Here is a 15,234-nt window from a genome sequence, read left to right on the forward strand (position 1 = left end):
TATAATAAAATTCATTTCGATAGATCATTTGTGTTTAAATTAAATGTCAACATTTATGTTTTATTAGGAACTGCATCTCGGCTAGCGATGAACCCATAGAAGAAATAACCAAATAATGTAATAACGGCGCCATAGAATACGGCTTCCTCACCTGTAGAGTACGCACCATAAATACTGTAAATAACAGCAACAGATCCGACTAATATGCCCGTGTTATATTCTTTCTGACTTACATTAGCCTGCTTCATAATTATACCAAGAGCTGTAAGTGATAGAATATATGGCACCATATTGATAAACACGGCTAAATTAACCAAGACGTTAAATTGTTTTAATAAGGTTGGGGAAATAGTCATCACAGCCAGCGATAATTCTAAAGCTAGCATAATCATCATGCCTTTAAACGGCGCATCATGCTTATTTACATCAGAGAAAATCTTTGGAAATAATCGCATATCAGCAGCAACTTTCGAGACTTGGGCATTGGTGAACTGCCAACCAAGCAGTGAACCAACACAGGCCAGAATTGCCATTGCAGTAATAATCTCCCCAACGAATGGGTTAAACATCTGAGCAAAAACAAGACCAAAAGGGGAATCTGATTTAGCTAAAATATCGTTAGGAATAATACCTTGAATAACAGTTGTAGACGCAATATAAGTTGCTGCAGAAAAAACGGTGGCGAGCATACAGGCAAGAGGCACATTACGTTTAGGGTTTTCAACAGTACCTGAGTTAGCCCCTGCTGATTCTATTCCTAAGAAAGCCCACAGCGTTAACGCCATACCAGAATAAACAGCACTACCGACCGAGACACCATGCGGGTTCCAAGCTTCCGAGAAAATTTTCGGGTCGAACCAGAACCAACCAATAAGTGATAAACCAAGTACGGGAATTATGATCCCCCATACAGTAACTGTAGATATTCGCCCTGTTATTCTTGCACCTCTAGCATTGGCAAACATAGTGATAATTAAAATAGCAATAACTCCAAAAAAAGTATGAATTGGAGTCTCTTTTAACCACGGGATAAAATACTCTAAATACCCGACACACGATACAGCAATCGCAACCGCACTAATAACTAAACACACATAGTAAGTATAAGAAGCAATAAAAAAACTGGATTTACCATGTGCTTTTTCAGCATATGCGGACATCCCGCCATCATCCGTACAATACATTCCACACTTTGCAAAAGCATAAGCAATTGCAAGTGCACCTAATGCTGTAACAACCCATGCTAATAGGGCTATACCTCCTGTTACAGCAAGACTTGATGGTAATAATATTATCCCGGATCCCATCATATTAACGGTGACAATGGTTGTTAAACCCATTAACCCCATTTTGTTACTGGTAGAACTCATAAAATAATCAACCTTCTAAGTTATTAATTATATTAAAATTTAAGTTTAAATTATTTATATAATCCTTTAATTAGTAATGAGTAAATTTAAGGTAGTACAAATAAACATAATAATAGAATAGATGTATATTCTTAGAATGCCTAAAAAAAATAATAAGTTTTTATTACAGTCTTACTTAGGATATATGACAGTGATTTATATCACATAATAAAAAAGCGCGTAAATGTAATTAGTAATTACAATTTACGCGCTCTATCAATCTATTAAGTTTTAATATTTATTATATTAAGTCTTACTTACCTTTTTTAAAGGTCGCAACCTGATTTCCTTGCTTATCTTTCACTGTAAGTACATTATCAACAATTACATAGCTTGCAAAACTAGGCATAGTTTCTAAAAATGACTTTTCTAGCTCCATACCATCCATACACATTTTACGTGTTGCAGCTGCAGGCCCCATCGTTAGTGTGCCATTAGATGTTTCAAATGAGCCTTGGAAGTTATTACAGCCAGAAAAACCATGAGCCGATTTATTATCCATATCAAATTGGATAAATGCCACATTACCACCAGCACCAGGTTTTACAGTTTCACCTTCAAGCGTCACTAAATCCCATTTATGACCAACTAACGGAGTATTCTCTGTTGTTTCATTTGGCTGATGAGCAACACGGTCTAATTTAATCTCTATAGGCTGTTTTACGTCTGCTGCAAATGGGTCAATGCTTGTTGTTGAAGTCATGACTAGCTTATCACCAACCTTAATGGTTGCACGTAAGCTATAGCGATGATTATTTTGAATTTTCGCAGCGTCATATTGAAGTGCTACAGGGTATGGCGGCGCACCGGCAACGTCCATTGATTCACTTGTAATTGTCGTTGAGGGCGCATCAGCAAGAGACACATCTTCTAATGCAACTTTTAACACAGCACCTGGTGGTAGCATACGGCGATCAAGGTAAATAACATTAACATCTAATGATTTCATCTCAGCTTTCTCTGTTTTAGCCGTTGATTCTGTTTGCTGCTGGTTGTGATTTGCCGCAGTGTCAGCATCATTACAAGCTTGTAGCATGAATGCAGAAAGTACAACTGAAGTGGCTAACGCTAGCTTTTTTAATTTAAAAGTCATTTATCTTCTATCCTTTGCGATTTTCAAATCATAACCATAGCAACGAAATATGTTACTCAGTTAACTTCACTATCAGAAAGATAGGATACTGATTTGCAATTATTTTCTCTTAATATAACCTAATAATACAGCATTCAAAATAAGGCGCAATCTTTATAACCTATGCCAATATTATGCTTGCATTTTACTTGTCAACGCTATGATTCATAAACTGTAATATAGGTTAACCTAGCAGTTATAGACTATGTTTTTTCAATCTTCTATTTAACGATTCATAGTGACCAAAAACGTTAATCCCTTCCAGTTGACGACGAAGCATATCAAGAAGCACTGTGGCAATAATCGCGCGTTGATCGTTATATGTGTATTCACGCTTAAACTGTAATTGTTGGATCCACCGACCTTCCAAAGTGATTATCCCTACAGTAAAACAATCTTCTACTATAGCGCCAGAATACAAGCCAATATCAACCTTTGAGTGGCTATAAATGAGAGACAGTTGCTTATCTATTTCACTCACTAACGTTTCTAAACTGTTCTCTTCTTTCATAGCATTATGGTTGACGGTGGCAGATACAATGTATTCGCTTAACTTACATTTTTGATTAAGCCAATTGACTACAAAACCGCCTGTTGAACACTCCGACAAACCCATTTTTTTCTGCTTTTTTTCAATGAGATATTCAAGGTTATCAAGTAAGCTCAAATTTTTTCCCACAATGTTATCGCCTAGCAATCGTTCCATTTTATTTAATAGTTCTAGTGCATAGCGATCATTTGATGGTGCGAATAGTTTCACCTCAATAAAGGGTAATGAAGAACGGTACCCCAATTCATAACCGTGCGGTAAAACGATATGCTTCAAGGTGTCACTTATTCCGGACTCTGACAAACCATAGGTAAATAATCGATGACAGTGCAACGATTGGATCTGAGGATAGTGTAATTGTAAATATGGCAGTATTTTCTCTTTAACCATAAACTTAAATTCACTGGGAACGCCTGGAGTAAAACATATCCAAGCACGATTTAATTTAATCGAAAAGCCACAGGCAGTGCCAACAGGGTTATCGATTAATTCAGCCCCTTCAGGTAGCATTGCTTGCTTCAAATTAGCCACAGGCATTTCTCGATTTAGCTTTTTATATTTTGCTTTCATCTCCGAAACCCAATGCTCAGATTGCTCCAAACCAACATCAGCAGCCATTGCCGCCGCGGCAGCACTTAAATCATCACTTGTAGGCCCTAGTCCACCATTAACAATAACAATATCGCTATTAAAACTGCATGACTCAATTTCTTTTGCTATTCGCTCACAATGATCACCAACAGTTATTCGACGTGTCATTGGAAAGCCATGTTGAAAAAAAAGACGAGATAACCACGTTGCATTAGTATCTGTTATATCACCCAGTAAGACCTCTTCACCGGTACTTATCATTGTAATTTCAAGCATCCTATCCCTCTGCATCATCCACCGAATATTGACTGTTATTAGTCTATGCTTTAGAACATTTGTTATACAGCCTTCCTTTCATCAATCACACAATTAATCTCCATACCAATCAGTGTAAATATTAATTTACATTAATTAAACTAATGTTGACAGAAGAGATATCTATCGTTAATGTGACCTTGTAGTGAAATACGCTATTAAAATCAACACACCCACTAGTAAAGAACAGTTAGAGCAAATTTAATGAAGTATACCTCGACAGCACATACCTATCGATAGCCACAGTGGCTATTATCAAGATGTAATCAAAACTTTACACTCATCTCGATACGCCTCTGTGGCCTCTATTTTCATAGTGAGCAACGATAGGTGATCAATAACGACCACCTCCCGATCTAATTATTTACCTCTGGGAGCAACACAAATGGCTTTAAATAAAACACTCGGCAGTATGCTTATTATTGCTGGTACAACTATTGGTGCAGGCATGTTAGCCCTTCCTCTCGCCTCTGCTGGACTTGGGTTTACCACCGCATTAGTTGCCATGTTCGGCATGTGGGCACTAATGACTTACACCGCTTTATTGATGATTGAAGTTCATCAACATTCAGATACCAATGCGACATTAAATACTTTGGCTCAACAACTTCTTGGTCGCAAAGGACAAATCATTGCTAATTTTGCCATGATCTTTCTGCTTTATTCTTTATGTGCAGCCTACATTGCAGGTGGTGGTGGTCAGTTAAGTGAGAAGTTAAGTGGCTGGTTTAATACATCCATTCCGCCACAATTAGGTGCATTATTATTTACACTTTTAATTGCCGCGATAGTTTCTGTTGGTACTCATACTGTTGATTTAGTAAACCGCTTACTTTTTGCTGCAAAAATTATTGCGCTAGCTGTCATGCTGGGGTTATTAGTTCCGCATGTTGAAGGACAACACCTTGTTGAAATGCCAGTACAAAAAGGCTTAATTTTATCAGCATTACCTGTTGTTTTTACCTCTTTTGGTTTCCACGGCAGTATTCCATCGATCGTGCGTTACATAGGCATTGATATAAAAACGTTAAAGAAAGTCATGATTATTGGCTCAGCACTGCCTCTTTTTATCTACGTTTTATGGCAATTAGCAAGTCAAGGTGTAATGAGCCAACCAGAGTTAATGGCAAGCACAACATTGGGCAGTTTTATTGCGAGTTTAAGCGATTTACTCCATAACCCTATGGTGAGCCAATCTGTCTCTATTTTCGCAGATCTTGCACTAGCAACATCTTTTTTAGGTGTGAGTTTAGGGTTATTTGACTTTATGGCAGATAGCTTGAAACGTTCAAGTAGTGCCAGTGGTCGAATGCAAACGGGCATGATCACCTTCTTACCTCCCCTTGCTTTTGCTATCTTTTACCCACAAGGCTTTATTATGGCGCTAGGATACGCAGCCATTGCTTTAGTTATTTTGGCGATATTTTTACCTGTCGCAATGGTTAGATCTCAGAGAAAAAAGCATAATATATCTAATGAAATTTCACCTTATAAAGTGAAGGGTGGTAATTTTGGCTTAATTATTGTGACAATGGCGGGTGTTTTAATTATATCTGCACAGGCCTTACAAATGGTCGGCTTAATTCCAGCTGTTGGATAATCACTAAATGAACTTGGATAATAAGAAAGTAATGTTGTTACTTTCTTATTCCTTTTCATTTAAAGAATATAATTAAACAGTAAAAACATTTTATTACAATAAGTTAAATCCGCCTAAAAGCGACTTATTTGTTATACAAAAGCTTGCATGCAAAGCATAATTTCGTGGAGTAATATCACGTATTTATAGAAAATTTTATATTCTGTTGTTTGTATGTCAGTTAAAATCACCTCACATAATAATTAAAAAGATATTGGTGATGGATATTTACTCGCCTTTTAATCATCTTCAAAGTCCTATTTGGATTTTTGATTTTGACCACAAACAAATCATTTGGGCTAACGACAAAGCACTTCCTTTATGGGAGTCTTCCTCTCACGACGAACTTCGATCGCGCGATCTTGGCAAAGATATGTCAGCCGCAGTAGAAGCAACATTAGAAGAGTACCGCGAAACATTTAAACAAAATAAAACAATCAAAACCTGGTGGCATTTAGATCCAAGAAAGGTAGGCAAAAACTTGCTTTGCATTTTCTCTGGTATCAATTTGCCTGATAAACGTATTGCAATGCTTGTGGAGGTGGTTGGTGATGAATCAAGTATTCGACGTGAACTTGCTTTTTCTGATTACTCTAATCTAGCGCTGCTATTTAATGAGCAAGGTAATTTGGTGAGTGCCAATACCGTGTTTACCAAAAACTATGGTTCAGATCTCAGTAACTTAGCATCCTTTGTTGGCGACATTGATATTGCCCAACAATGGATATCTGACGCAAAAAATAACCTAAACCTTAAACATAGCCGATTATGTTGGACAGGAAAAAGTCATATTTGGTTTAACATTGAAACTAAATGGCTATCTGATAAATCTCAACTCCTACTTCAAGTTGTTAATATTTCAAAAGAAAAAGAGAATTTACAGCGCGAACGTTATAATGCTGAGCACGATTTTTTAACTGGGCTGATGAATCGACGCGGTATTTCTACGGCACTAAAAGCTAGCCATCATTCTTCATTTCCGTACCATTTATTATTTCTTGATCTCGATAGCTTTAAACTGATTAACGATACTTATGGTCACGCTATTGGTGATAAGTTATTAAGAGCAGTTGCAATTAGGTTATTAGATACAATAAGAGGACGAGGGCTTGTCGCCCGTTTTGGTGGTGATGAATTTATAATCCAAGTTGAAGATCGATATATCCCTAATTTAGTTCAACTAACCCAAGAGATAATTTCGGCACTAAACAGCCCTTTCTATATCAAAAATATTGGTGAAATATCAATTGGATGCAGTATCGGTACTGCGCAATACCCTAAAGATGCCAATAGTTTTGAAACCTTAATTACTCAAGCTGATATGGCAATGCATTGTGCTAAAAAGCATGGTCGCAACTGTAGCTATCATTTCCAGCCGCATTTGGCAGAAACGCTGTATCGTAAAAATGCACTACGCCATCACTTATCTCAAGCACTTGAAATTAAAGACTTTGAATTGTATTACCAACCTATCATTGATCTTAATACAATGTTGTTAAAAGGTTTTGAAGCGCTTATTCGCTGGCATGACGACTCTTTAGGTCATGTCTCTCCTGCTGAATTTATTCCATTGGCAGAAGAAACTGGGCAAATTATCCCTATTGGCTCTTGGGTGCTGAGAAGCGCTTGTAAACAATTGGAAGAGTGGAATCAACAATACGATACCAAGTTAATCATGAGTATTAATTTATCTCGTGCACAACTAAAAATGTCTCTTTTAGATGAGCTAAAGTTAATTATTGAAGAGTATAATATAGACCCAGCTCAAGTAGCTTTAGAAATAACCGAATCTGCCATGCTGCAAGAATTCAGTGAGGCTATGTCGTGTTTAGATGCTATTGCTGCACTGGGCTTTGAGCTTTACCTTGATGATTTTGGAACTGGGTACTCATCGTTATCACAATTGCAAAACCTTCCAATCAGTACTGTTAAACTAGATCAAAGTTTTGTTCAAAATGAGCACGACAGTGGGAAAGCAATCGTTGAAGCAACAAAAGCCATTTGTAATAAGCTCAATCTTAAAGTGGTCGCTGAAGGGGTTGAAACGAAAGAGCAGCTAGAATATATCCAAAGCTGTAATTTCAATTATTGCCAAGGCTATTACTTTAATAAGCCCCTCTCTGTTAGCGAATTAGAGAAGGGAATTCTTTCGACTCTACTGACGAAAAAACAAACTCAGCTTCACTAATATCAGTAATACCACCGTGATTTCACGGTGGTATTATATTGCCCATAAAACATTAGCAACGTTCTGCGTGAATCAATAAATTTCTTGGTGTCATTTGTTTTTCGCAGAATGTCCCTAACGATACGTCATAGCCAAATTCTTCAAGATAGCAAACACGATCAAGCACTAACCATAATTCTAATGGTCGACGAAACAATTGACGGACTAGCTCCATCCGCTCTGTTATCGCAAAACGTTGTTCGCCCTGTTGCTGCCAATAATCGAAGTCAATGTTAGCGGGTAATACAATCCCTTTCTGATCTGCAGCCCAACAACAAAAAGATTTAAAACCTTCACCTAATAACGCTTTTTGTACATTAGGGACAGGTAAGTAAGTACTAGATTGATTAATTTTTCGCTGTAATAAATCAAACCCTAACCGAAAACTAACCTCAACAAACCGAAGTTGCTTAACGCGATTTCCTGCCGTTACTGTCTCTTGCAGCGGTAAACGTAAGTCATGCTTAGATAACTGTAGCTGGCTCGATTTTGCAACCGTTGATAACGGCTGATAATGTGAATCTTGGATCAAGTGATAGCAACACGGAGATAGGCTCACCGCCTTTCCTTTTTTTGCCACAACTTGTTTTATGAGCGACACATGCAAGTCACCACATGCATGCAGTGCAACAGCATGTTGCTGCTCTTTAATATATTGCTGGCTGCTTACATCAAACGCATCGCCTTGAACAAAATGGATATCTAAGCCCAATTGTTTCGCCGCAGCTTCACCATCTACACATAATTGCGGTTGCCATTCTAAACTAGTGACAGGCTGTTGGTGGGTAATTGATAATACGCGCCCTAGAAAGCCTTTTCCCGCGCACCATTCAAGCCACGGTACATTCAGGCGTGGCAATACATGATTAAATGCGGTGATTTGTTGCCATTTACGCCCAGGAATACCTGTATCAAAATTTTTAGGGTACGCATATTCTGTTTTTAGTAACGACGGCGTTTTCGCTAAATCCGCTAAAATTTTGGCATCAGGGATCCAGGGGGCAAACGCTGCTAATAGTGCGTCATGATCTTGATTTAACTGCTGCAAACTTTGATCATCAATAAACTGTAACCATTGACAAAATTCAGGGTGTTGCTGTTGCCATGTAAACCCCTCATCAGCAAAAGGAACAAACTGCCAATATTGTCTATTTTTCGTCAATAACGTATCTAATTGGTGAAAAGTGTTGGCATAGCAAGTCATAAAGTAACAACTTCAAGGTACATAAAAACAAGGGGCGTTAGTGTATACCTAAATACGCCTTCCCATAAACAACAAAACCGCCAAGAGTGGCGGTTTTAAAAATAGATAACAAAAAAGTTATCTTACTGGTAAGTCAAAAGAAGCAAACATTGCTTCAATTTCACCATTAGTCTTTAATGCTATTGCTTGATCAACCACATTACGTGTCAAGTGAGGTGCAAAACGTTCCATAAAGTCATACATATAGGTACGCAAGAATGTACCTTTCTTAAAGCCTATCTTGGTCGTACTCGCTTCAAAAATATGACTGGCATCAATGGCAACTAAATCTTTATCTGTTTCAGGGTCCATTGCCATGCTGGCGATGACACCAACACCAATGCCTAAACGTACGTAAGTTTTAATGACATCCGCATCTGTTGCCGTAAATACAATCTTAGGCGTCAAGCCTGAACGATTAAACGCACTATCAAGCTCTGAGCGTCCAGTAAAACCAAAAACATACGTCACAAGAGAATAAGCGGCTAAATCGTGAATAGTAATATTTGTTTTGGTTGCTAATGGATGATCACTACGAACCACGATTGAACGATTCCAGTGATAACATGGCAACATGATCATATCTTGATATAAATGCAGCGCTTCTGTCGCAATCGCAAAATCTGAACGACCTTTACCAACGGCATCAGCAATTTGAGATGGCGTTCCTTGATGCATATGTAATGATACTTTCGGGTATCGTGCTGTAAAACCTTGAATCACCGATGGCAAAGCATAACGTGCTTGGGTATGGGTTGTCGCGATGTTTAGCGTTCCCATTTCAGGGTGAGTATGTTCACCGGCTACCGCTTTGATACTTTCCACTCTTGATAGAATATCACGTGAAATACGAACAATTTCTTCACCAGCAGGTGTTACTTGGGTTAAATGCTTACCACTTCGTTCGAAAATCTGAATGCCAAGTTCATCTTCGAGCAATCGAACTTGTTTACTAATACCGGGCTGAGAAGTATATAAACTCTCAGCCGTCGATGAAACGTTAAGGTTGTGATTAACCACCTCAACAATATAGCGTAGCTGTTGTAATTTCATGGTACCGCCTGCCTACTCAATAATCCGTTACCTTTCACACCACATCCATCAAGCCCTTATGGTATTTAATGAGACAGGTATAAGAATGCAACCATGTAATTAACATTTTATATATTGAAACCAGTTAATTTCATAGCATTTGTTTGTTTTTTAGTTACCTAACTCAATGTTTTGACAATAAATCAAGGCTGGTAAAATATCTCAACATTTCAACAAGCACACATAATAAGCAACTTTCGGGAAATTTTGTTACGCCTAAATTTGCCGCACAGCACAAATTACATATCGATTTGAACAAAGCTCCTATTTAATAATCATCTCACTAGGCTGTTTTTTAGAGATAGTGTATCCTGCAATATTCAAGATTAATGCATGGAAGATAGATATATCTTATGAGTATTCCTTTAGTTATAGGCCTTGTTGGTCTGTTACTTGCGCTTATTGTTGGCTACAACGTTATTATTCAATATCGCCAGCGTTTAGAGTCGATCAAGCAACAAGAATTGGCTAAGCATATTGCGATTATTGATGCGACTGAAGAGTTAATCGGTAATGCGCATCATCTGCCTTACAGCAAAGAATTATTGGTCTGCTTAAACCAACGTATTGTTGATGCTTTACAACAAATGTCTGAAGCATCACCTAATGATCGCTCTTTGACTCACCGTATAAAAAATGTCAGTGAGCAAATTACCCATTTAGAAGCTAACTACAGTAATGCCGACATTACCCCTTTTAAAGTGCCGAATACGGACAAACAAGCGATTGGTATGCTACAGCTTGTCAAACGTTTGAAGACAGTGATCAAAAGTGAGCACAGTAAGGGGCGTATGGGTACTCAGGCATTTGTTAATGAGAATGCCCGTTTAGAGTCGATTCAACTGCGTATTAATATTGAAAATGTCGTTAAGCGCGCGAATGAAGCACGAATTAAAGGACAAATTGGTACAGCAAAGCAATTACTTAAGAAAGGCATTGATGTACTTTCAGCTAAAAATGACAACTATGCTAACCAAGCACGAGAAAAACTGCAGCTGATGCTTGATGAAATTGATAACAAGCAATCAATGAACTATGAGCAAGAACGTCAACAACAGCTCGATAAAGACCAAGACGATCTCGATGTCTTATTCCAGCCAAAGCGTAAATGGTGATTTGATTTACTTTGGCTTAAAATAGCTTCATCTACCAAGGTCGCAGTAGCGGCCTTTTTTACGTCTTATAACAATAAAAAGATACGCCTTATGGATAACACACAACAGATGATCAATGAGCTACTAACGCCCATTAAACAATTTCTTCAATGTGAAACGCCTGATAGCTGGATTGAAGAGGCACGTAAACCAGAAAACCTAACGGCATTGTTAGTCGATCACTGTAACTGTGAACTAAAAGCCAGCCAAACGGCGATGTTCATGGTACGTAAATACGCAGTTGATAAAGCCAGTGGTGAAGTACTACTTGCATGGGCAAAGCCTTATGAAGATTTCGTTTACGGCGGTGCAAATCGCTCTACTGCGCTATTTCATAGCAAAAAAAATGGCTTGTCTGCACCATTGATCGCGCGTCCTGACTTTCCTTATGGTGAAGAACTGATTGAAAAAATGGTGCGGTTAATTAAAGAAGAATTTCACCATTTTGAGCAAGTGTTAGAGATCATGGAAAAACGTGATATTCCCTACTCTAACTTGCATGCGGGGCGTTACGCCAAAGGTTTAATGAAAGCAGTACGTACCCATGAACCAGCAACATTAATCGATAAGCTCATCGTTGGTGCGTACATTGAAGCGCGCTCTTGTGAACGTTTTGCCAAATTAGCGCCTTATTTAGACCCTGAACTCAAAAAGTTTTATATCTCGCTATTGCGCTCAGAAGCTCGCCATTATCAAGATTATTTAACGCTTGCTGAAAAAATTGCAGGTCAGGATATCAATGAGCGTGTCAATGCGATTGGCGCAAAAGAAGCAGAGCTCATTCAAGCGCCTGATAACACTTTCCGTTTCCACAGTGGCGTACCTGAATAAGCTTATATTTACACTCATCACCACTATTTGATGTTTTGTTCGCTAAAAACAAAAACGCGATCAGCTTTCACTGATGGCGTTTTTATTAGCGAGAAATAAAGATTACTTTGTCTCTTTTTCTGCTTTCTCTTTCTTTGGCTTTTTACGCTTGTCCGTGATTTCCCACTTACCATCGACGTAAAGTGCAGTCCAACCTGAAGGCTTACCGTCAATCTCAGAACGCACGTAGTTTTCTTTACTCTTACGAGCAAAACGAACCACAGTTGGTAGACCATCTGGATCGGCCACTGGCGCTTCAGTTAGGTAAGTAAACTTAGGCGATAGACGATCTTTAAAACGTACTAGCTCTTCCACTAACGGCGCACGTGTTTCACGTGATTTAGGGAACGTACTTGCTGCCATAAACAAACCAGACGCACCGTCACGAAGTACAAAGTAAGCATCAGTATCTTGCGTGCAAGGTATTTCTGGAAGATGTACTGGATCTTCTTTCGGTGGCGCAACTTCACCATTTTTCAGGATCTTACGCGTATTCTTACAGCTTTCGTTAGTACAGCCCATGTATTTACCGAAGCGACCGTTTTTCAGTTCCATATCAGAACCACACTTGTCACATTCGATAACAGGACCTTCATAGCCTTTAAGCTTGAACTCACCTTTTTCAACAATGTAACCTTCACAGCTTGGGTTATTACCACAAACGTGTAGTTTACGATCTTTGTCGATCAGGTAGGCGTCCATTGCGGTACTACAAATCGGACAACGTTTTTTGGCACGTAATGCCGCTGTTTCAACATCTTCTTCAAGAACGTTAACAATGCCGTCTTCGTTACCTAAATTGATCGTTGTTTTACAACGCTCTTTAGGTGGTAGCGCATAACCTGAACAACCAAGGAATACACCCGTTGATGCGGTACGAATACCCATTGGGCGAGAACACGTTGGACATTCAATATCGGTTAATACGATATTGTTAGGCTTCATGCCGCCTTCTGATTCATCAAGCTCAGCTTTTTCAAGCTCAGTGGTGAAATCAGAGAAGAACTCATCAAGCACTTTCTTCCAGTTTTTCTCACCTTCAGCGATTTTATCGAGATTACCTTCCATACGGGCAGTAAAATCGAAATCCATCAAATCAGGGAAACTACCATCTAAGCGATCAGAAACAATCTCACCCATCTTCTCAGCATAAAAACGACGCTGATCAACACGCACATAACCACGATCTTGAATCGTTGAAATAATAGATGCGTAAGTTGATGGTCGACCAATGCCACGCTTTTCTAGCTCTTTAACCAATGCTGCTTCTGTAAAGCGCGCTGGCGGCTTAGTAAAGTGTTGCTTAGGCTCGAGTTGTTCTAGTTTCAATACGTCGCCCACGTTAACCATAGGCAGCGTAGTGTCTTCATTTTTACCCGATGGACGCTGTACTAGTGTCCAACCTGCAAAACGTAACGTACGACCTTTCGCTTTTAAGCTAAAGTCACCCGCTTTTACCGTAATCGTGCTCGAATCGTATTTCGCTGGCACCATCTGACATGATACGAATTGACGCCAAATTAAGTCGTATAACTTAACCGCATCAGCTTCCATACCTTCAAGGTTTTCAGCTTTCATTTCTACATGAGAAGGACGAATCGCTTCGTGCGCTTCTTGGGCATTTTTCTTACTGCCATAAACATTGGCCGCTTTTGGCAAATATTCATCGCCATACTCACTACCAATAAACTCACGTGCTGATTCAACCGCTTCTTTAGAAAGGTTGGTTGAGTCGGTACGCATGTAGGTAATGTGACCCGCTTCATATAAACGTTGCGCTAAGCCCATTGTACGCTTAACACCATAACCTAAGCGCGTACTCGCCGCTTGTTGCAGTGTTGAGGTAATGTATGGCGCTGATGGTTTACTGCTAGTTGGACGATCTTCACGATCAATCACTTCGTACGCTGCTTTTTCAAGTAACGCTTTTGCAGCCATGGTGTCTTTTTCATTAACAGGACGGAATGTTTTACCCGCCTGTTGAGCCACCATTAAACGTAACGCATCTTTACCAACTGTTAGTGTGTCAGCGTGGATATCCCAAAACTCTTCAGGATCAAAAGCATTAATTTCGCGTTCACGTTCAACGATTAATTTCACCGCTACAGACTGAACACGACCTGCAGATAAACCACGAGCGACTTTTTTCCACAATAATGGTGAAACCATAAAGCCAACAACACGGTCTAAGAAACGACGTGCTTGCTGTGCGTTTACACCATCAATATTAAGTTCACCAGGCTCTTCAAAGGCCTGCTGAATTGCATTCTTCGTAATTTCGTTGAACACAACGCGCTTATAGCGTGCATCATCGCCACCGATGATCTCACGAAGGTGCCACGCAATGGCTTCTCCTTCGCGGTCCAAATCGGTTGCGAGATAAACATAGTCAGCATCTGCTGCTAGTTTTTGTAATTCACTAACGACTTTTTCTTTACCCGGAAGCACTTCGTAATGCGCGTTCCAATCATCATAAGGATCAACCCCCATTTTACTGATCAGCGCTTTACGGTCTTTCTCTTGCTTGATGCGTGCTTTTTCTTCAACACTCAACCCTTTGGTCGATGTTGCCGCGGCTTTCTTGCCATTACTACGTGCACCTGTTGGTAAATCACGAACGTGACCAACACTTGACTTAACAATGAAATCCTTACCCAAGTACTTATTAATCGTTTTAGCCTTGGCGGGGGACTCCACGATAACGAGAGATTTACCCATAATGACTCTATTACGTCCTCGTGCTCGCTAAATATAAAAATAAAAAATTGCTACTGTATTACGGAGTAATTCAGCAACATTCAACCAATCTCATTAAGTCACTAATCATAAAAAGATAGGAGCAGTGAATTAATATGATTGCCTATGATCTTTTTCGTAATCAAACATTTTTGCAATGAAAAATTTCATTGCCGCTACGTAAAATTCTATTTACATATTGGGCTAGAATACAAGAAGGTCAACTGCTTTTTAACGAAATCTGTCTGTTTGGTTGCACCTTCCCCAATTGTTAAC

The 15,234-nt window shown here is 39.1% G+C and carries 10 protein-coding genes; 4 read left to right on the forward strand and 6 right to left on the reverse strand.

What is annotated here, in order from left to right; translation table 11 throughout:
* Window positions 1-53 precede the first annotated feature (53 nt).
* The 3 genes from potE to C9J41_RS00815 all read right to left on the reverse strand — a co-directional run bounded on the left by potE (window position 54) and on the right by C9J41_RS00815 (window position 3,958).
* Window positions 54-1,370, reverse strand: coding sequence for a putrescine-ornithine antiporter (gene potE / locus C9J41_RS00805; RefSeq protein WP_107205687.1), 1,317 nt, complete (start codon window positions 1,368-1,370; stop codon window positions 54-56).
* A 292-nt stretch (window positions 1,371-1,662) separates the two neighbouring features.
* Window positions 1,663-2,502, reverse strand: a complete 840-nt coding sequence (locus tag C9J41_RS00810) for an META domain-containing protein (RefSeq protein ID WP_107294095.1) — start codon at window positions 2,500-2,502, stop codon at window positions 1,663-1,665.
* A gap of 235 nt (window positions 2,503-2,737) precedes the next feature.
* Window positions 2,738-3,958 carry a CinA family nicotinamide mononucleotide deamidase-related protein gene (locus tag C9J41_RS00815; RefSeq protein ID WP_107245488.1) on the reverse strand — a complete coding sequence of 407 codons (1,221 nt, stop codon included), beginning with the start codon at window positions 3,956-3,958 and terminating at the stop codon, window positions 2,738-2,740.
* Between the two features lie 424 nt (window positions 3,959-4,382).
* Between C9J41_RS00815 and tyrP the strand changes: the two genes are divergently transcribed.
* A complete protein-coding gene (gene tyrP / locus C9J41_RS00820; RefSeq protein ID WP_107205684.1) occupies window positions 4,383-5,597 on the forward strand; it encodes a tyrosine transporter TyrP in 1,215 nt (404 codons plus the stop codon).
* 259 nt (window positions 5,598-5,856) lie between these two features.
* Entirely contained in the window at window positions 5,857-7,824 is a 1,968-nt protein-coding gene (locus C9J41_RS00825; RefSeq protein ID WP_107294096.1) for a bifunctional diguanylate cyclase/phosphodiesterase, read from the forward strand.
* Between the two features lie 52 nt (window positions 7,825-7,876).
* Here the strand turns inward: C9J41_RS00825 and C9J41_RS00830 are convergent, their stop codons facing one another.
* Window positions 7,877-9,067 carry a methyltransferase gene (locus C9J41_RS00830; protein ID WP_107294097.1) on the reverse strand — a complete coding sequence of 397 codons (1,191 nt, stop codon included), beginning with the start codon at window positions 9,065-9,067 and terminating at the stop codon, window positions 7,877-7,879.
* A 117-nt stretch (window positions 9,068-9,184) separates the two neighbouring features.
* Window positions 9,185-10,159, reverse strand: coding sequence for an HTH-type transcriptional regulator CysB (cysB, locus tag C9J41_RS00835; RefSeq protein ID WP_006647019.1), 975 nt, complete (start codon window positions 10,157-10,159; stop codon window positions 9,185-9,187).
* A 392-nt stretch (window positions 10,160-10,551) separates the two neighbouring features.
* Here cysB and C9J41_RS00840 point away from each other — a divergent pair, with 392 nt between their 5' ends.
* Together C9J41_RS00840 and C9J41_RS00845 are read left to right on the forward strand one after the other, a co-directional pair.
* Window positions 10,552-11,313, forward strand: a complete 762-nt coding sequence (locus C9J41_RS00840; protein ID WP_107205681.1) for a DNA repair protein — start codon at window positions 10,552-10,554, stop codon at window positions 11,311-11,313.
* Window positions 11,314-11,403: 90 nt separating this feature from the next.
* Window positions 11,404-12,183, forward strand: a complete 780-nt coding sequence (locus C9J41_RS00845) for a tRNA isopentenyl-2-thiomethyl-A-37 hydroxylase MiaE (protein WP_107259484.1) — start codon at window positions 11,404-11,406, stop codon at window positions 12,181-12,183.
* A 102-nt stretch (window positions 12,184-12,285) separates the two neighbouring features.
* On the opposite strand, the gene topA is transcribed toward C9J41_RS00845, so the two are convergent.
* Window positions 12,286-14,940 (reverse strand): type I DNA topoisomerase, encoded by a 2,655-nt coding sequence (gene topA / locus C9J41_RS00850; protein ID WP_107205679.1) that lies wholly within the window; start codon window positions 14,938-14,940, stop codon window positions 12,286-12,288.
* Window positions 14,941-15,234 lie beyond the last annotated feature (294 nt).

This window comes from Photobacterium sp. GB-50, from assembly GCF_003026755.1.
Taxonomy (GTDB): Bacteria; Pseudomonadota; Gammaproteobacteria; order Enterobacterales; family Vibrionaceae; genus Photobacterium.

Coding starts and splice junctions, on each gene's coding strand:
- potE (WP_107205687.1), bottom strand. CDS start 1,370: ATGAGTTCTACCAGTAACAAAATGGGGTTAATGGGTTTAACAACCATT.
- C9J41_RS00810 (WP_107294095.1), bottom strand. CDS start 2,502: ATGACTTTTAAATTAAAAAAGCTAGCGTTAGCCACTTCAGTTGTACTT.
- C9J41_RS00815 (WP_107245488.1), bottom strand. CDS start 3,958: ATGCTTGAAATTACAATGATAAGTACCGGTGAAGAGGTCTTACTGGGT.
- tyrP (WP_107205684.1), top strand. CDS start 4,383: ATGGCTTTAAATAAAACACTCGGCAGTATGCTTATTATTGCTGGTACA.
- C9J41_RS00825 (WP_107294096.1), top strand. CDS start 5,857: ATGGATATTTACTCGCCTTTTAATCATCTTCAAAGTCCTATTTGGATT.
- C9J41_RS00830 (WP_107294097.1), bottom strand. CDS start 9,067: ATGACTTGCTATGCCAACACTTTTCACCAATTAGATACGTTATTGACG.
- cysB (WP_006647019.1), bottom strand. CDS start 10,159: ATGAAATTACAACAGCTACGCTATATTGTTGAGGTGGTTAATCACAAC.
- C9J41_RS00840 (WP_107205681.1), top strand. CDS start 10,552: ATGAGTATTCCTTTAGTTATAGGCCTTGTTGGTCTGTTACTTGCGCTT.
- C9J41_RS00845 (WP_107259484.1), top strand. CDS start 11,404: ATGGATAACACACAACAGATGATCAATGAGCTACTAACGCCCATTAAA.
- topA (WP_107205679.1), bottom strand. CDS start 14,940: ATGGGTAAATCTCTCGTTATCGTGGAGTCCCCCGCCAAGGCTAAAACG.